The sequence below is a fragment of the Cellulomonas sp. genome (genome assembly GCF_036279715.1).
Taxonomy (GTDB): Bacteria; Actinomycetota; Actinomycetes; order Actinomycetales; family Cellulomonadaceae; genus Cellulomonas_A.
This window is the reverse complement of sequence record NZ_DASUIR010000044.1, coordinates 1-17151: the sequence shown is the minus strand read 5'-3', so window position 1 is coordinate 17151 and position 17151 is coordinate 1. Positions and strand designations below refer to the sequence as shown.

17 protein-coding genes are annotated in these 17151 nt (G+C 73.5%); 2 read left to right on the top strand and 15 right to left on the bottom strand.

The genetic code is table 11. The features are described from left to right. Window positions 1-801: TIM barrel protein (locus VFW79_RS04890; protein ID WP_329676192.1), on the top strand; the 801-nt coding region annotated here is incomplete at its 5' end. 96 nt (window positions 802-897) lie between these two features. Then, window positions 898-2352: a xylulokinase gene (gene xylB, locus VFW79_RS04885; protein ID WP_329676191.1), complete on the top strand. Its 1455-nt coding sequence runs from the start codon at window positions 898-900 to the stop codon at window positions 2350-2352. Window positions 2353-2491: 139 nt separating this feature from the next. Here xylB and VFW79_RS04880 read toward each other — a convergent pair whose 3' ends face one another. The 15 genes from VFW79_RS04880 to ftsH all read right to left on the bottom strand — a co-directional run bounded on the left by VFW79_RS04880 (window position 2492) and on the right by ftsH (window position 17127). Continuing rightward, window positions 2492-2827 (bottom strand): Lsr2 family protein, encoded by a 336-nt coding sequence (locus VFW79_RS04880; RefSeq protein WP_329676190.1) that lies wholly within the window; start codon window positions 2825-2827, stop codon window positions 2492-2494. A 96-nt stretch (window positions 2828-2923) separates the two neighbouring features. Next, window positions 2924-3112, bottom strand: a complete 189-nt coding sequence (locus tag VFW79_RS04875) for a hypothetical protein (RefSeq protein ID WP_329676189.1) — start codon at window positions 3110-3112, stop codon at window positions 2924-2926. 58 nt (window positions 3113-3170) lie between these two features. Next, window positions 3171-4631 carry a lysine--tRNA ligase gene (lysS, locus tag VFW79_RS04870; RefSeq protein ID WP_329676198.1) on the bottom strand — a complete coding sequence of 487 codons (1461 nt, stop codon included), beginning with the start codon at window positions 4629-4631 and terminating at the stop codon, window positions 3171-3173. A gap of 99 nt (window positions 4632-4730) precedes the next feature. Further along, window positions 4731-5642 carry a carboxylating nicotinate-nucleotide diphosphorylase gene (gene nadC / locus VFW79_RS04865; protein ID WP_329676188.1) on the bottom strand — a complete coding sequence of 304 codons (912 nt, stop codon included), beginning with the start codon at window positions 5640-5642 and terminating at the stop codon, window positions 4731-4733. Beyond that, entirely contained in the window at window positions 5639-7363 is a 1725-nt protein-coding gene (locus VFW79_RS04860) for an L-aspartate oxidase (protein WP_414647874.1), read from the bottom strand. Before VFW79_RS04860 ends, nadC begins: the two co-directional genes overlap by 4 nt. Next, complete coding sequence (gene panD / locus VFW79_RS04855; RefSeq protein ID WP_329676187.1) at window positions 7360-7830, bottom strand: aspartate 1-decarboxylase; 471 nt, start codon at window positions 7828-7830, stop codon at window positions 7360-7362. Before panD ends, VFW79_RS04860 begins: the two co-directional genes overlap by 4 nt. After that, window positions 7827-8846 carry a pantoate--beta-alanine ligase gene (panC, locus tag VFW79_RS04850; RefSeq protein WP_329676186.1) on the bottom strand — a complete coding sequence of 340 codons (1020 nt, stop codon included), beginning with the start codon at window positions 8844-8846 and terminating at the stop codon, window positions 7827-7829. The genes panD and panC overlap by 4 nt, the downstream gene beginning before the upstream one ends. Then, window positions 8843-9862, bottom strand: a complete 1020-nt coding sequence (locus VFW79_RS04845) for a Rossmann-like and DUF2520 domain-containing protein (protein ID WP_329676185.1) — start codon at window positions 9860-9862, stop codon at window positions 8843-8845. Before VFW79_RS04845 ends, panC begins: the two co-directional genes overlap by 4 nt. Next, window positions 9859-11298, bottom strand: a complete 1440-nt coding sequence (locus VFW79_RS04840) for a PH domain-containing protein (protein ID WP_329676184.1) — start codon at window positions 11296-11298, stop codon at window positions 9859-9861. Before VFW79_RS04840 ends, VFW79_RS04845 begins: the two co-directional genes overlap by 4 nt. Then, window positions 11295-11789, bottom strand: coding sequence for a PH domain-containing protein (locus VFW79_RS04835; protein WP_329676183.1), 495 nt, complete (start codon window positions 11787-11789; stop codon window positions 11295-11297). The genes VFW79_RS04840 and VFW79_RS04835 overlap by 4 nt, the downstream gene beginning before the upstream one ends. A 73-nt stretch (window positions 11790-11862) precedes the next feature. Further along, complete coding sequence (locus tag VFW79_RS04830; RefSeq protein WP_329676196.1) at window positions 11863-12363, bottom strand: DUF3180 domain-containing protein; 501 nt, start codon at window positions 12361-12363, stop codon at window positions 11863-11865. Further along, window positions 12363-13703 (bottom strand): 2-amino-4-hydroxy-6-hydroxymethyldihydropteridine diphosphokinase, encoded by a 1341-nt coding sequence (gene folK, locus VFW79_RS04825; protein ID WP_329676195.1) that lies wholly within the window; start codon window positions 13701-13703, stop codon window positions 12363-12365. The genes VFW79_RS04830 and folK overlap by 1 nt, the downstream gene beginning before the upstream one ends. 2 nt (window positions 13704-13705) lie before the next feature. Then, a complete protein-coding gene (gene folP / locus VFW79_RS04820) occupies window positions 13706-14548 on the bottom strand; it encodes a dihydropteroate synthase (protein ID WP_329676194.1) in 843 nt (280 codons plus the stop codon). A gap of 88 nt (window positions 14549-14636) precedes the next feature. Beyond that, complete coding sequence (folE, locus tag VFW79_RS04815; RefSeq protein ID WP_329676182.1) at window positions 14637-15242, bottom strand: GTP cyclohydrolase I FolE; 606 nt, start codon at window positions 15240-15242, stop codon at window positions 14637-14639. Then, window positions 15235-17127, bottom strand: a complete 1893-nt coding sequence (ftsH, locus tag VFW79_RS04810) for an ATP-dependent zinc metalloprotease FtsH (RefSeq protein ID WP_329676193.1) — start codon at window positions 17125-17127, stop codon at window positions 15235-15237. The genes folE and ftsH overlap by 8 nt, the downstream gene beginning before the upstream one ends. Window positions 17128-17151 lie beyond the last annotated feature (24 nt).

Here is a 17151-nt window from a genome sequence, read left to right as displayed (position 1 = left end):
GGCGCGACGGTGTTCGTCATGTGGGGTGGCCGCGAGGGCGTCGAGGCCGAGGCCGCCAAGGACATCCGCGCCGCGCTGGACCGCTACGCCGAAGCGGTGAACCTGTGCTGCGCCCACGTGCGCGATCGGGGCTACGACCTCCGATTCGCCCTCGAGCCCAAGCCCAACGAGCCCCGCGGCGACATCCTGCTCCCCACCGTCGGGCACGCGCTGGGCTTCATCGCCCAGCTCGAGCACGGCGACATCGTCGGGCTGAACCCGGAGACGGGTCACGAGCAGATGGCCGGCCTCAACTACACGAGCGGCATCGCCCAGGCGCTCTGGGCGAACAAGCTCTTCCACATCGACCTCAACGGCCAGCGGTCCATCAAGTACGACCAGGACCTGGTCTTCGGCCACGGCGACCTGTTCTCCGCCTTCGCCACGGTCGACCTGGTCGAGAACGGCTTCCCGAGCGGCGGCCCGCGCTACGACGGCCCGCGTCACTTCGACTACAAGCCGTCGCGCACCGAGGACATGGCCGGCGTCTGGGAGTCCGCCGCGGCGAACATCCAGGCCTACCTGATCCTCAAGGAGCGCGCGCTCGCGTTCCGGGCCGACCCCGAGGTGCAGGCTGCGCTCGAGGAGGCCGGTGTCTTCGAGCTGGCACAGCCGACGATCGCCGAGGGCGAGACCCTCGACGACCTGCTGAACGACCGCTCGACGTTCGAGGACCTGGACGTCGAGGACGTCGCCAAGCGCGGCTTCCACTTCGTCCACCTCAACCAGCTCGCGCTCGAGCACGCTCTCGGCGCCCGCTGACCCGCACGCAGCACTGACACACCCCGCTCGACCGCGACGTCCGCACCCGCACCCCGGGTGCGGACGTCGCGGCTTTCCCCAGAGGGAGACCCGACAATGACGCTCGTCGCCGGGGTGGACTCGTCCACCCAGTCCTGCAAGGTCGTCGTGCGCGACGCCGCGACGGGCGCACTCGTGCGCTCGGGACGCGCCAGCCACCCCGACGGCACCGAGATCGACCCCGCGCGCTGGTGGGACGCCCTGCAGGTCGCGATCGCCGACGCGGGAGGCCTGGACGACGTCGAGGCCATCTCGGTCGGCGGTCAGCAGCACGGCATGGTCGCGCTGGACTCCGACGGCGCCGTCGTGCGCGACGCGCTCCTGTGGAACGACACCCGCTCGGCGCAGTCCGCGCTCGACCTCATCGACGAGCTCGGCGCCACGGGTGACGGTGACGGCGCCGCTGCCTGGGCGTCGGCCATCGGATCGGTCCCGGTTGCGTCCCTGACCGTGACCAAGCTGCGCTGGCTCCGCGACCACGAGCCCGCCAACGCCGCCCGCGTGGCCGCGGTGGCTCTCCCCCACGACTGGTTGACGTGGCGGCTCGCCGGCCACGGACCGGGCAGCAGCGACCCCGCGGCGGCCCTGGCCGCGCTCACGACCGACCGCTCGGACGCCTCGGGCACCGGGTACTGGTCGCCGAGCTCCGACGACTACCGCCGCGACCTGCTCACGCTCGCGCTCGGCCACGACGCGGTGCTTCCGCGCGTCGTCGGCCCCGGCGAGCGCGCGGGGACGTCCGCCGTCGGCGCTCTGCGACCCGCGCTGGGCGCCGGCGCCGGTGACAACGCGGCCGCTGCGCTCGGGCTCGGCCTCACGCCCGGCGACGTCGCGATCTCGATCGGCACGTCCGGCGTCGTCTCGGCGATCTCCGCCGTCCCGACGGCCGACGCCTCCGGGCTCGTCACCGGGTTCGCCGATGCGACCGGCGCCTTCCTGCCGCTCGCCTGCACGCTCAACGCCTCGCGCGTGCTCGACGCGGCCGCCCGGATGCTCGGCGTCGACCACGCGGGACTGTCTGCCCTCGCGCTGTCCGCACCGGCCGGTGCCGACGGGCTCGTCCTCGTCCCCTACCTCGAGGGTGAGCGCACCCCCAACAAGCCCGACGCCACCGGGGCGCTGCACGGCCTGCGGCTCGCGAACACCACGCCGGCCCACCTGGCGCGCGCCGCGGTGGAAGGCATGCTCTGCGCCCTCGCCGACGGCCTCGACGCGCTCGTGGCCCAGGGCGTGCCCGTGCAGCGGGTGTTCCTCATCGGTGGCGGCGCGCAGTCGGAGGCGGTCCGCCGCATCGCGCCCAGCGTGCTCGGGCTCGACGTCGCCGTCCCCACGCCTGGCGAGTACGTCGCCGACGGTGCCGCGCGGCAGGCCGCCTGGGTGCTGTCCGGCGCGGCGACGCCGCCCGCCTGGACCGCGGCCGGCAGCGCCGAGGTCTACCGGGCCGACCCGGCCCCGCAGGTCCGCGCGCAGTACGCGGCGGTCCGTGAGCTCACCGGGACGCGCCCGGCCTGACCGCGGTCTCGCGGACGGACCCCTGACGCAGCGGAGCCCGGCACCCCTCGACGGGTACCGGGCTCCGCTACATGCTCAGTGTGCCCCGCAACAGGCTGCGCCGTGCGGTCGGTGGTGCGTGTCGGTCAGCGCGTGTCGGTCAGTGTGCGGCGTCGTACGCGGCCTTGACCCCGGCGGAGATGCGTCCGCGCTCGGACACGTGGTGCCCGTTGGCCTTGGCCCACTCACGGATCGCGCCCGCGTCGACACCCGTGCCACGACGACCCCGCGCCGGGCGGCCGCCGGCGGTCGACGTGCGCCCGCCGATCTTGCGTGCGTGGCCCACCCACGTGGCGACCGAGCTGCGGAGCTCGGCTGCGTGCTCTGCCGTGAGGTCGATCTCGTACGTCACGCCGTCGACGGCGAATGTGACCGTCTCGTCGGCCGTGCCGCCGTCAATGTCGTCGACGAGCAGGACCTGAACCTTCTGTGCCATTGTTCTCTCCAAGGTGAACGACGTGCATGAGAACTGATCACCGGAAGCATGACACCATTCGAATCGACCGTCAAAGGGAGAGAGCCCCTTTGACGGTCAGGAATCTGAATCCGCTGCGGGCGGAATGGGCTGGGTGCCCACCTCGCGCTCGCGGGCGTCCATGCGTGCGAGCGCTGCACGTTCCGTCCGGTCGGCATTCACGAGCGAGCGCATGGCGAGCCAGAACAGCAGCCCGACGCCGATCGACGGGACCACGGCGGCGAAGATGGACCAGAACGTGTTCATCGCCGCGAGCCTACGTCGACCTGCCGAGCCCGGCGCGCCCGGACACCTTCAGCGCTCCTCATGCCTGCGGCTTCACGAGCGGGAACAGGATCGTCTCGCGGATGCCCAATCCTGTGAGCGCCATGAGCAGCCTGTCGATGCCCATTCCCATCCCGCCGGCCGGCGGCAATGCGTGCTCGACAGCCGTGAGAAAGTCCTCGTCAACCGACATCGCCTCGTCGTCGCCCGCGGCGGCCAGCAACGCCTGCGCCTCGAAGCGCTGCCGCTGGATCACCGGGTCCACGAGCTCGGAATAGGCCGTCGCCAGCTCGAATCCGCGGACGTAGAGGTCCCACTTCTCGACGAGGCCGGGCGTCGAGCGGTGGTCGCGGGTGAGCGGGCTCGTCTCGACGGGGAAGTCACGCACGAACGTCGGCGCGAAGAGCGAGTTGCCGACGTTGTGCTCCCACAGCTCCTCGACCAGCTTGCCGTGATTCTGGCGCGCCGGGTCGATCTGCAGGTCGAAGCGGTCGACGAGCGCCTTGAGGTACGCGTCGGAGGTGTCGTGCGTGATCTCCTCGCCGAGCGCCTCCGACAGCGACCCGTACATGGTCAGCTGGGCCCACTCGCCGCCCAGCTCGTACTCCTCGCCGTCGGGCAGCGTGATCGTCGTCGTCCCGAGGACGTCGAGCGCCGCGGTCTGGACGAGGTCGCGCGTCAGGGCTGCCATCGTGTCGTAGTCGCCGTAGGCCTCGTACGCCTCGAGCATCGCGAACTCGGGCGAGTGCGTCGAGTCCGCGCCCTCGTTGCGGAAGTTCCGGTTGATCTCGAAGACCCGCTCGATGCCGCCGACGACGGCCCGCTTCAGGTACAGCTCGGGCGCGATGCGCAGGTACAGGTCCATGTCGAACGCGTTCATGTGCGTCACGAACGGGCGCGCGGTCGCGCCACCCGCCTGTGTCTGGAGCATCGGCGTCTCGATCTCGAGATAGCCGCGCCGGTGGAAGTTCTCCCGGAGCGAGCGCACGACGCCGGCGCGCTGACGGGCCGTCTCGCGCGCAGCCGGACGCGCGATCAGGTCGACGTACCGCTGCCGGACGCGCGCCTCCTCGGACAGCTCCTTGTGCAGCACCGGCAGCGGGCGCAGCGCCTTCGCGGCGAGCTGCCACGCGTCGGCGAACACCGAGAGCTCGCCGCGCCGCGACGAACCGACGTGACCGTGCACGAAGAGGTGGTCGCCGAGGTCGATGTCGGACTTGAAGGCCGCGAGCCGGTCCTCACCGATGTCCGCGAGGCTCAGCATCGCCTGAAGCCGGTTGCCTTCGCCGTCCTGCAGCGTGACGAAGCACAGCTTGCCGGTGTTGCGCAGGTACACGACGCGACCGGCGACCCCGACGACGTCGGTCGTCTCGGTCCCCTGCTCGAGATCCGGGTACGCGGCCCGCACCTCGGCGATCGTGTGCGTGCGCGGCACCGACACCGGGTAGGGCGCGACACCCTCCTCGAGCAGCCGCGCGCGCTTCTCGTGGCGGACCCGCATCTGCTCGGGAAGATCCTCGACCGACTCCTCGACCCCACTGGGCCCGCTGTGACTCACCGCGCCATGCTACCGAGCGCCGGGGCACCGGCCCGCCGCGCGTCAGGCGGCAGGCGCGGGCGTCAGGTCGAGGGCGAGGTCGAGGATCGGGGACGAGTGGGTCAGCGCGCCGACCGACAGGTAGTCGACGCCCGTGCCCGCCACCTCGCGGGCCCGGTCGAGCGTGAGGTTCCCGGTGGCCTCGAGCTCGACGCGACCCGTCTGCGACTCGCGCGCCCGGACCGCCTCGACGACCTCGCCCAGCAGCGGGGTGGGCATGTTGTCGAGCAGCAGGAACCGCGCGCCGGAGTCGAGCGCCTCGAGCGCCTGGTCGAGGGTGTCCGCCTCGACCTGGATCGCGACGTCCGGGAACCGCGCCCGCACCGCGGCGACGGCAGCCGCGACCGAGCCGGTCGCCACGACATGGTTGTCCTTGATCATTGCGACGTCGTACAGGCCCATGCGCTTGTTCGTCCCGCCGCCGCAGCGCACCGCGTACTTCTCGAGCGCACGCAGGCCGGGCGTCGTCTTGCGGGTGTCGAGCACGCGCGCGCCCGTGCCCTCGAGCGCGTCGGCCCAGCGTCGGGTGTGCGACGCGACACCCGACGCGCGCGACGTGAGGTTGAGCAGCGTCCGCTCGGCGACGAGCAGCACCTGGACCGGTCCCGCGAGAACCGCGAGGACGTCGCCACGGACGACGCGCGAGCCGTCGGCGACGCGCTGCTCGCACGACGCGGGCGGCAGGCCGAGCCGTCGCGCGACCTGGGAGAGGACCTCGGGCACGACGACGAGTCCCGCGACGACCCCGTCCGCGCGAGCGACCAGGTGGGCGACTCCGCGGTCCTCCGCGGGGATCGTCGCCTGGGTCGTCACGTCGCGGCCCGGCTCCGGACCGAGGTCCTCGTCGAGCGCAGTCGCCACGATGCGCTCGATCCATGCCGGATCGAGCGGGACGTCCCCCGCCGGGCCGTTCATTCGCCCACCGTGACCCGGTGCGTCACGAGCCGCCCGTCCGCGTCGAGCTGGGCCTCGAGCCGCTGCAGCCAGGCCGGGTCGGGGACCGGGAAGTCGCTGCGGAAGTGGCCGCCGCGGCTCTCCGTGCGCTCGAGCGCGGTCGCGGTGAGCACCGAGGCGACCTGGTGCACGTTGGTGGTCTCCCACTCGGCTGCCTGGGGGCGGGCGACGACCGGGAGCAGTCCCGTCGCCGTGCCCGCCGGGCCGCCGGGCGCGAGGTGCGCGTCGGTCCGGACTGCCGCGAGGACGTGGGCCGCCGCGAGCAGGCCGTCGGCCGAGCGCACCACCCCGGGGCCGTCGCTCGCGGCCCGTTGGATGCGCGAGCGTGCTGCGCCCGCGACGAGCGCGGCGGGTCCGGGCCGGTCGACGGGGTCCGCCTGGGCGAGCTCGCCCGACGACACGCGGCCGGCGACGTCGCGCGCCGCGCGGTACGCGAAGACCAGGCCCTCGAGGAGCGAGTTCGACGCGAGCCGGTTCGCGCCGTGCACACCCGTGCAGGCCGCCTCGCCGGCCGCGTACAGGCCCCGGACCGTCGTGCGGCCGACCAGGTCCGTCACGACGCCACCCGAGTGGTAGTGCTGCGCGGGGGCGACGGGCACGAGGTCCGTCGTCATGTCGATGCCGTGCTCGAGCAGCCGCTCGTGGATCGTCGGGAACCGCTTGCGCAGGAAGTCGGCGCCGAGGTGGCGCGCGTCGAGCAGCACGTGGTCGGAGTCGGTCAGCGCCATCTGGCGGACGATCGCCTGCGCGACGACGTCCCGGGGCGCGAGCTCGGCCATGGGGTGCACCGCGGTCATGAACCGCACGCCGTCGGTGTCGAGCAGGTAGGCACCCTCGCCCCGCACGGCCTCCGAGACCAGCGTGAGCTGCCCCCGGACACCCGCGCCGAGCCACAGGACGGTCGGGTGGAACTGCACGAACTCGATGTCACCGACCACCGCACCCGCGCGCAGTGCCGCCGCGATGCCGTCGCCTGTCGCCTGGACCGGGTTCGTCGACGAGCGGAACACCTGCCCGATGCCGCCCGTCGCGAGGATCACCGCGGGTGCCAGAGCCGCACCGACACCGTCCCGCGAGCCCGCCCCGATGACGTGCAGCGTCACGCCGCACACCGCCCCCGGCCGGCCGTCGGGCCCCGCCGGACCGGTCAGCACGTCGAGGACCAGGGCGTGCTCGATGACCTCGATGCCCGGGTCGTTGCGCACCGCCTCGAGCTGGGCGAGCAGCGCACGCGAGACCTCCGCGCCCGTGGCGTCCCCGCCGGCGTGCACGATCCGGTCGGCGTGGTGCCCGCCCTCGCGGGTCAGGGCGATCTCGCCGTCGGGCGCGCGGTCGAACACCGCGCCGAGCCCGACCAGCTCGCGCACGCGCACCGGCCCCTCGGTGACCAGGACCTCCACGGCGCGCGGGTCGCACAGGCCGGCTCCTGCGACGAGCGTGTCCTGCAGGTGCGCGGCCGGGGAGTCGTCCGGGTCGAGCGCGGCCGCGATGCCGCCCTGCGCCCACACGGTCGAGCCCGACGCGAGCACGCCCTTCGTCACGAGGAGCACGCGCGGCACGCGCGTGCGCAGCTCGAGCGCAGCGGTCAGGCCGGCGACCCCGGAGCCGACGACGATCGCGTCGGCCTGCGCCGTCCACCCGGGCGCCGGAGCGGCGAGGCGGGCGGCGAGCTGGACCGTCACCAGGCCGACCCCTGCACGAGACCGCGGCCCTCGCTGAACGGCACGCCGCTCGGCTCGAGGCCGGACTCCGCCGTCCACTCGGGAGGCACCTGGCCCGGGTCCTCGCTCCGCCCGACGATCCGGTTGTCGTGGTCGACGAGAACCACGTGCGGGCTGTACGTGCGCGCTTCGGCGTCCGACAGAAGCCCGTACGCCATGAGGATCACGACGTCGCCGGGGTGGACGTGGTGGGCCGCCGCACCGTTGATGCAGACCTGGCCGGACCCGGCCTCGCCCGCGATCGCGTACGTCGTCAGGCGCGAGCCGTTCGTCACGTCGACGACGTCGAGCTGCTCGCCGGGCAGCAGGTTCGCGGCCGCGAGCAGGTCGGCGTCGACGGTGATGGAGCCCACGTAGTGCAGGTCGGCCTGCGTCACCGTGGCGCGGTGGATCTTGCCGATCAGCATGGGTCGGAGCAGAGATGTCATCGGGAGGCCTCCGTGCGCTCGGTCGCGGTGTATGCGCTCGTGGTGGGCGCGGTCTGGGGGTGTGCGGTCGGGTCGCCGAGCATGACCCACGCGTTGTCGATGAGGCGTGTCGCGCCGACGCGGGCTGCGACGGCGAGCACGGCGGGGCCGGTGAACCGGTCGTCGACCGCCTCGAAGGTCGCGGGGTCGACCAGCTCGGCGTACTCGAGCTCGATGTCGGCTCCGGCGAGCACGGCGTGGGCCGCAGCTCGCACGTGCGCGGGGGTCGCGCCAGGCCCGTCGGCAGCATCGTGCGCGGCCCGCACCGAGCGGCCCAGGACAAGGGCACGGGTGCGCTCGGCCGGGCTGAGGTACGCGTTGCGCGACGACAGCGCCAAGCCGTCGGCGTCCCGGACCGTCGCGACCTCGCGGACGTCGACCGGCACGTCGAGGTCGCGGACCATCCGTCGGACCGCCGCGACCTGCTGGGCGTCCTTCTGCCCGAACATCGCGACGTCCGGGCGGGTCAGGTGGAGCAGCTTGAGGACGACGGTCAGCACGCCGTCCAGGTGGCCGGGCCGCGCGACGGTCTCGAGCACCTCGCCGAACCGGCCGGCGCTGACCCGCACGACCGGGTCGCCGTCCGCGTACACGACGTCAGGCGTCGGCGCGAACACGACGTCGCCCGCACCGAGCAGCCCGGGTCCGGTCAGGAGGGCGAGGTCGCCGGCGAGGTCACGCGGGTAGCGGTCGAGGTCCTCGTCCGGGCCGAACTGCAGCGGGTTGACGAAGATCGTCACGACGACGTGCTGGGCCGACGCCTTGGCCGCGGCGACCAGGGCGAGGTGCCCGGCGTGCAGCGCGCCCATCGTCATGACGACCGCGCGCGCCGGGAGCCGGCCGACGCGGCCGCCCGTCGCGGGCTGCGCCGTCGCGAGCCCGTGGGCGCCCTGAACGGCCAGGGCCGCGGCGAGCTCGTCCCTCGTCCGCGCGAGCGTCGGGGTGCCCGCCGCCTCGAGCCGGTCCTGCGCGTTCATGCGTCGTCCTCCCGCGTGCCACCGGGGTCGGTCCCCGGGTCGTGCCGCTCCTCCGGCGTCAACGCGTCGGAGCCGCCGGTCATGCCCGCGCCAGGCGCGTCGAGGGCGTCGAGCAGCCGCTCGGCAGCGCTCTGGCCCACCAGGCCCGCCGCGAGCGCGCGCTGCGTCGCGGCCCGTGCGAGCACCCGGTAGGCGGGAGCCACGTCGATCGCGCCCGTGCGTGCGCCGAGCTCGTCGAGCATCGCACCATGGTCCCGCACCGTGTCGGCGTCTCCGCGCCGCACCGGACCGGTCAGGGCCGTGATCGCCCCGGCGGGCGTCGAGGCCGCGCGCAGCGCACCGTCGAGAGCGGCTGAGAGCAGCGGTCCGAGCATGCGGCCCGGGTCCTCGATCCCCGCGGCCGCGAGCGCCTGCCCGGCCTGCGCGACGAGCACGACGAGGTGGTTCGCACCGTGCGCGAGGGCCGCGTGGTACAGCGCGCGGTCGTCCTCCGCGACGACGACGGGCTCGCCGCCGATCTCGACCACGAGCGCCTGCCCGATGGGGAGGACCGGGCCGGGTCCGGTCACGGCGAACGGGCAGCCCACGAGCCGGCTGAGGTCGAGCGAGGTGCCCGTGAACGTCATCGCGGGGTGCAGCGCGAGCGGGATGACCCCCGCGGGGCGTGCGGGGTCGAGCACGCGGACGCCGTGACGTCCTGACGTGTGGACGACGATCTGGCCGGCCTGCCAGGCACCCACGCCTGCGAGGCCCTGGACGAGGGACGCGAGCGCGTCGTCGGGCACCGCGAGAAGCACGAGCTCGGATCGGCGGACGACCTCGGTGATCTCCAGGATCGGGACGCCGGGCAGCATCGTCTCGGCGCGTGCCCGCGACTCCTCGGAGACGGCGCTGACCGCGACCACCGGGTGGCCCGCGGCCCGCAGCGCGCCGCCGATCACGGCACCGACCCGACCTGCGCCGACGACGCCGACGCCGAGGCGCCCAGGACGCCCTGCCGGACCCTCGGACGTCACAGGGCCTCCGGTCGACGCATCCACTGCTCGGGCAGAGCGCCCGCGCGAGCCGTACGCGCCCGCACGGTCTGCTCGTCGAGGAGCGCCGCGGCGACGTGCTCGTCGAGGTGCTCGACCATCGGGTGCACCGGGCCGGCCGTCGAGTGGACGACCATCGACGCGACCCGCAGCTTGCGCTGGATCGGTCCCTGCGTCAGCCCGAGGGACTGCGTGCGCTCGTGCGGCACGACGACGAGGCGGCGCACGATCCGGCCGTGGCGCACGAACAGCGCGCGGTCGGTGACGAGGACCCCGCGCCGACGCCAGCCCACGAGGTCGAGCAGGCGCGCACGCCGCGGCACGGTGGTGAACCCGCCCGCCTCCCCCGAACCGGCCAGGGCCGCGTCGAACAGCGCCCGCGGGTCCTCGACCTGCAGGTCGGGCAGCACGAGCCACAGCGCGAGCAGCGCCTCTGCGCGCGTGCCGACCGGCAGCAGCACGTTCTCGGTCTGCTGGTCCTTCTCGCCGCCGTACCCCGCGACGTTCATCTCGACGCGCCACCAGTCCGGTCCACGCCACAACGGGCCCTGGGTGAACCGCAGCGCCTGCACCCGGCCCGGTGGGACCGTCTGCGCACGCGCCTCGGTCAGCCCGTGCCGCAGCCGGATGCCGTCCGGGGAGATCGCCGCCCGGAAGTTCGCCCCCTGGTTGACGCGCGTCCACATCGCCCCGCCCACACCGAGCACCGCGGGCACGAGCGTGAAGACCGGCGCGATCTCACGGGTCGCCACGACGCTCGCCACGATCGCGACGACGAACACCAGGAGCCACCCCGTCGCGGACGAGCGGAGCGTGGACGCCAGCATGCGCGGCATCGGCACCTCGAACACCGGCTGCTCGGGCGCACGCGCCGCAGGAGCCTCGTCCGGTCGCACGCGGAGACCGGCCGCGCGGGCGAGCAGCTCGGCCCGCAGCGCCTCGGCCTCCGACTCCTTGAGGAACGCCAGCGAGACGGCCGAGCCCGAGCCCCCCGCGACCTCGAGCCTGAGCTCGGCGAGACCCGTGAGCCGGGCGAGCAGGGGCTGGACGATGTCGACCGCCTGGAGCCGGTCGAGCCGCGCCTGACGCTGCTGACGGAAGAGGACACCGGTGTGCAGGTGCACGGCCTCGTCGTCGACCACGAACTTCGTCACGCGCCACGCGATCGTCGCGTACGCGAACCCGACGGCAGCGATCGCGAGGACGACCGCGAGGACGTAGCGCCACCGACCGCCCTGCATGAGCTCGCCGATGCTCTGGATGTTGTCGGTCATGTTGTAGGCCACGACCGCGAGCAGCGCGACGAGCGCCTTCCATCCCTTGAGCGCCGGTGTGATGGGGTGCATGCGGCGCCAGGCGACCTCGGGGGCGCGGGGATCGGTCGCCGACGCCGGGAAGCCCGGCCCGGAGGTGCTCACAGCCCCGCCAACCTCGCCTCGCCGCGTGACGCGAGCCGGTCACGCAGCCGCGCAGCCTCCTCGGGCGGGAGCCCGTCGATCGTCGCGTTGGTGCCGACGGCGGCGGTGTGCAGCTGCACCGAGGCGATCGCGAACTGTCGTGCGAGAGGTCCGGCCGTCACGTCGACGTACTGCATCCGGCCGTACGGGACGACGACGAGGGATCGGAACAGGATCCCCTTGCGGATCAGCAGGTCGTCGACGCGCTCCGCATACGCGATCGCGCGGACCTGGCGCGTGATGAGCAGGGCAGCCCACAGCCCCAGCGCCGCGACGACCGCCGCGGGAGCCCACCCCCAGCCTGCACCGACGAGCAGGGCGAACGGCACGGTGACCGCGAGCCCGACGACGACGACGATCGCTGTCACCGTGAGCCGCGCGTGCGCGAGCCGGAACGAGACCGGGGTCCAGGTCACGTCGTCCGGGTCGAACGGTCCGGCAGAGGTCGTCATGGGCTCATCCTTTCACCGCGCGCGTCACCGCGGGCGCGCCCGACGCCACAGCCGACTCTCGACCGTTCGACGCTCAGCCCGCAGCGGGGTCCGGCGACGGGGCGCGGGAGTGGTTGCCGGAGTCGGCCGCGCCGTCCTCGGGCGGCGGGATCCGGCAGAACCACTCCACGACGAGCCCGACCGCCGCCATCACGAGCGCCCCGACGACGGCGACCCCGGCCGCGACCGCCCGCGACCGCTGGGACGCGACGTCGAGGTCGCCGAGGACCGCGAGGACCTGGGCGCCGTACCACCCGGCGAGGACAGCACCCGTGTAGCAGCTCGCCTTCGCGAGCACCGCGGTCCGGGCCGCCCGGATCGGGTCCAGGTCGGGCTTGTTGCCCTTGAGGTACTGGCGGACGGACCACCCCATCGCGAGCACGACGGCGGCGATGACCACCTCGACCGCCACGACGAGCCACGGGACGGGCGGTGGCACCACGCCACGGCTCGCCAGGGCCCGGAACAGCAGCCAGCCGGCGAGCGCGACCAGGACGGCGACGATCCCGAGGGTCTGGGCGCGGGTGCGCTGCATCACGCGGGCCAGCTCCCCTGGGTGCCGTCGTTCGTGTCACGGACGGGTGCCCAGGCGAGCGGCGCAGGACCGTCGGGCGCCGGCGACACGTCGGGATCAGCTGCGTGGGTCGGGCGCGACGCGGCGTCGGGCTCGGGTGCCGGGGCCGGGGCCGGCGCCACGACCGGTGCGGACGCAGGTGGGGTCGCAGGTGCCGGTTCGGGCTCGGGCGGCGCAGGTTCCGGGAGCACGGGAGCCGTCAGCCAGTCCAGCGCGAGCCAGCGGATCCCGGCACGGTCCGGAGCCGTCGCCGCGAGCAGCGCGACGGGACCCCCTCCGAGTCCGGGCAGGACGGCGTCGGGCGCGAGCTGCGCCCACGGCTCGAGCACGAACGCACGCTGGTGCGCGCGCGGGTGCGGGAGCTCGAGGTCGTCCGTCACGGCGAGCGTCGTGCCGTACACGACGAGGTCGATGTCGAGCGTGCGCGGACCCCAGTGCTCGAGGCGCTCCCGCCCGTGCTGCTGCTCGATCGCCTGGGTCGCCCGCAGCAGGTCCCGCGCGGACAGGGTCGTGCGGGCGAGGACGACCGCGTTGAGGTAGTCGGGCTGCTCGGGCCCTCCCACGGCCGCCGACCGGGCGAGCGGCGAGACGTCCACGACGGTCAACCCGCGCACGCGCGCGAGGTCCGAGACGGCGTCGCGCAGGGTCTGCTGCGCGGCACCGAGATTCGCACCCAGGGCCAGCACGACGTCGACCGGCTCGGCGGGCGTCGCGTCGAGGGCGTCGCTCACGAGCTCGCCGACGACCAGCTCCTCCGGTGCGAACGGGACCGACACGGCCAGCGCGCTCGAGAGCGCGTGCGCGCCCGTGTCTCCGGCAGGGACGGGGACCTGCGGGAAGACCGCCGTCACCGGGCGGACGGGCGGGGCCACGGGCACGGGCGCCGACTCGACCGGAGCGCGCCACGGCTCAGCCGCGGGCAGCCGGTTGCGGTCACGGTGGATCGCCACGACGACGTCCGCGAACGGGACGGTGATCGGAGCCTGCGGCTTGTGCACCTCGACGTCGACCGCGACCGCCTGCCCGTAGGCGAGGACGGTCGCCGCGATGCGCTCCGCGACGGTCTCGATCAGGTCCGCGGGCTCACCCGACAGGACTGCTGCGACACGTTCCGCGAGCTCGCCGTAGTTGATCGTGTGGGCCAGGTCGTCGCTCGCTGCGGCGCGGCGGGTGTCGAGGTGCACGACGACGTCGGCCACGAAGGTCTGACCGTCCCGACGCTCGTGGGCGAACACCCCGTGATAGCCCGTCGCTGCGATGCCGACGAGCCGGATCTGGTCGAGCGGCCGCTCCGGCTGCATGCTCACTGCGCCCTCCTGAGGTCAGTCGACGGCTCCGTCGACGCGTCCGTGGATGCCGCCCGCCAGGCCGCCGCGACCCGCACGGCGTCGGCCGATGCCTTGACGTCGTGCACCCGCACGCACCATGCGCCGGCCGCGGCGGCGAGCGCGCTGATCGCCGCCGTCGCGTCGTCCCGTGCCAACGGCGGCGCCGGTTCACCGTCCGGGCGCGCCAGCAGGTGCCCGAGGAACCGCTTGCGGGAGGCGCCGACCAGGACCGGGAAGCCGTCCGCGACGAGCTCGGGCAGTCGGGCCAGCAGCGGCCAGTTGCTCGCACCGGGCTTGGCGAACCCGAGACCCGGGTCGAGGACGACCTGGTCGTCGTGCACACCGGCCGCACGCAACGCCGCGACCCGCTCGGCGAGCTCGCGACGCACATCGGTCACGACGTCCGCGTAGTCGTCGAACGTGTCCATGACGTCGGCGTGGCCGCGCCAGTGCATCGCGACGTACACGGCCCCGGTCTGCGCCACGACCTCGTACATCGCGTCGTCCGCCAGCCCGCCCGAGACGTCGTTGATGATCGCCGCGCCGTGCTCGACCGCCTCGCGGGCCACCCGCGCGCGGGTCGTGTCGACGCTGACCGTGGCACCACGCGCCACGAGCGCGTCGACGACCGGGAGCACCCGGACGAGCTCCTCATCGACAGGCACCCGCCGCGCGCCGGGGCGGGTCGACTCGCCGCCGATGTCGAGGAGGTCGGCACCGTCGTCGAGCAGCGCGAGACCGTGCGCGACGGCGGCACCCGGCGTGAACCACCGGCCACCGTCCGAGAACGAGTCCGGCGTGACGTTGACGACGCCCATGACGAGCGTGCGGCCCAGGCCGGTGAGGGCGTCGGGCAGGGGTGCGGGTCGCGCTCCGGTGCTCACGGGCCGAGCCTAGGCCCGTACGTCAGCGGGCGAGCACGAGGGCCATCGCCTCGGCACGCGTCGCGGGGCTGCGCATCTGCCCGCGCACCGCCGAGGTCACGGTGCGCGACCCGGGCTTGTGCACGCCGCGCATCGACATGCACAGGTGCTCGCACTCGATGACGACGATCACACCGCGCGGCTTCAGGAACTCGACCAGGGCGTCCGCCACCTGGCTCGTGAGCCGCTCCTGCACCTGGGGGCGATGGGCGTAGACGTCGACGAGCCGAGCGAGCTTGCTCAGCCCTGTGATGCGGCCGTCCTCGCCGGGGATGTACCCGACGTGCGCGACGCCGTGGAACGGCACGAGGTGGTGCTCGCACGTCGAGTACAGCTCGATGTCCTTGACGAGGATCATCTCGTCGTGGCCGATGTCGAACGTCGTGGTCAGGACGTCCTCGGGCTCCTGGCGCAGACCCGCGAAGGTTTCCGCGAAGGCGCGCGCGACCCGGGCCGGGGTGTCCCGAAGACCCTCGCGGTCGGGGTCCTCCCCGACGCCGATCAGCAGCTCGCGGACAGCTGCCTCGACGCGCGCGGCGTCGTACTCGCCGATCAGGCCACGGTCGCGGTCGGGCACCGGGTCAGCCATGCTCGGTCGGCTCGGGAGCGATCTCGATGTGACCGTTCTGCGAGGCCGTCGCAGCCAGGTCGGCAAGCTCGGTCGGAGTCATGACCGGCGGGCGCGACGAGACGGCCCGCTCCACGCTCGAGAGCCAGACGTCGCGCGGCGGGCGCTTGACGACCGGGGCGAAGATCTCGACGAGCTCCGACTGGTTCAGCGTCTCCCGCTCGAGCAGCTCGAGGACGAGGCGGTCGAGGACGTCGCGGTACTCGACCAGGATCGCCCAGGCCTCGTCGTGCGCCGCGTCCACGAGCCGACGCACCTCGATGTCGACGGAGGTCGCCACCGACTCGGAGTAGTCGCGACCGTGGCCCATGTCGCGGCCCATGAAGACCTCGCCCGAGTCCTGGCCGAGCTTGACCGCACCGATGACCTCGCTCATGCCGTACTGCGTGACCATCTTGCGGGCGGTCTCGGTGGCCTTGTCGATGTCGTTGCTCGCACCCGTGGTCGGGTCGTGGAACACGAGCTCCTCGGCGACGCGCCCACCCATGGCGTACGCGAGCTGGTCGAGCAGCTCGTTGCGCGTCGTGGAGTACTTGTCCTCGGTCGGCATGACCATCGTGTAGCCGAGCGCGCGACCGCGGGGAAGGATCGTGACCTTCGTGACCGGGTCGGTGTACCGCAGGGCCGTCGCGACGAGCGCGTGACCGCCCTCGTGGTAGGCCGTGATCTTCTGCTCGGAGACCTTCATGATGCGCGTGCGCTTCTGCGGTCCGGCGATGACGCGGTCGATGGCCTCGTCGAGCTCGTGGTCACCGATCGTCGTGCCACCCGTGCGGGCCGTGAGCAGCGCGGCCTCGTTGAGCACGTTCGCCAGGTCCGCGCCCGTGAAGCCGGGGGTGCGGCGGGCGACGGCGGTGAGGTCGACGTGCGGCGCCATGGGCTTGCCCTGGGCGTGCACCTGGAGGATGCGCGCACGGCCCTTGAGGTCGGGCGCGTCGACGGCGATCTGCCGGTCGAAGCGGCCGGGACGCAGGAGCGCCGGGTCGAGGATGTCGGGTCGGTTCGTGGCCGCGATGAGGATCACGTTGGCCTTGACGTCGAACCCGTCCATCTCGACGAGCATCTGGTTGAGCGTCTGCTCGCGCTCGTCGTGGCCACCACCCATGCCGGCACCGCGGTGACGCCCGACGGCGTCGATCTCGTCGATGAAGATGATCGCCGGGGCGTTCTGCTTGGCCTGGTCGAACAGGTCGCGGACCCGGGAGGCACCCACGCCGACGAACATCTCGACGAAGTCCGAGCCGGAGATGGAGTAGAACGGCACACCCGCCTCGCCGGCGACGGCGCGCGCGAGGAGCGTCTTGCCGGTCCCGGGCTGGCCGTAGAGCAGCACGCCCTTGGGGATCTTCGCGCCGACCGCCTGGAACTTGGCCGGGTCCGCGAGGAACTCCTTGATCTCCTCGAGCTCCTCGACCGCCTCGTCGACGCCCGCGACGTCCGCGAAGGTGACCTGAGGCGTCTCCTTGCTCACGAGCTTGGCGCGCGACTTGCCGAACTGCATGACGCGTGAGCCGCCGCCCTGCATCCGCGACATCAGGAACCAGAAGAGCCCGAGGATGATGACGAACGGCAGGATCAGGCCCAGCAGGCTCCCCCACCACGAGGTGCGGGGCACGTCGGAGTTGAAGCCGCCCGGGGGGTCCGCAGCGGTGATCGCCTCGACGACGGCCAGGCCCTGCGGCTGGACGTAGTAGAACTGCACGTTGCGGCCCTTGTCACCGAAGTCCTCGGTGAGGGTCAGGTCCACCCGCTGCTGGCCGTCGACGATCTTGGCCTGCTCGACCTTGCCGTCCGCGATGAGCTGCAGACCGTCGGACGTGTCGATGCGCTGGATCCCCGTGGTCATGAAGGACGACGCAGCAAGGAAGAG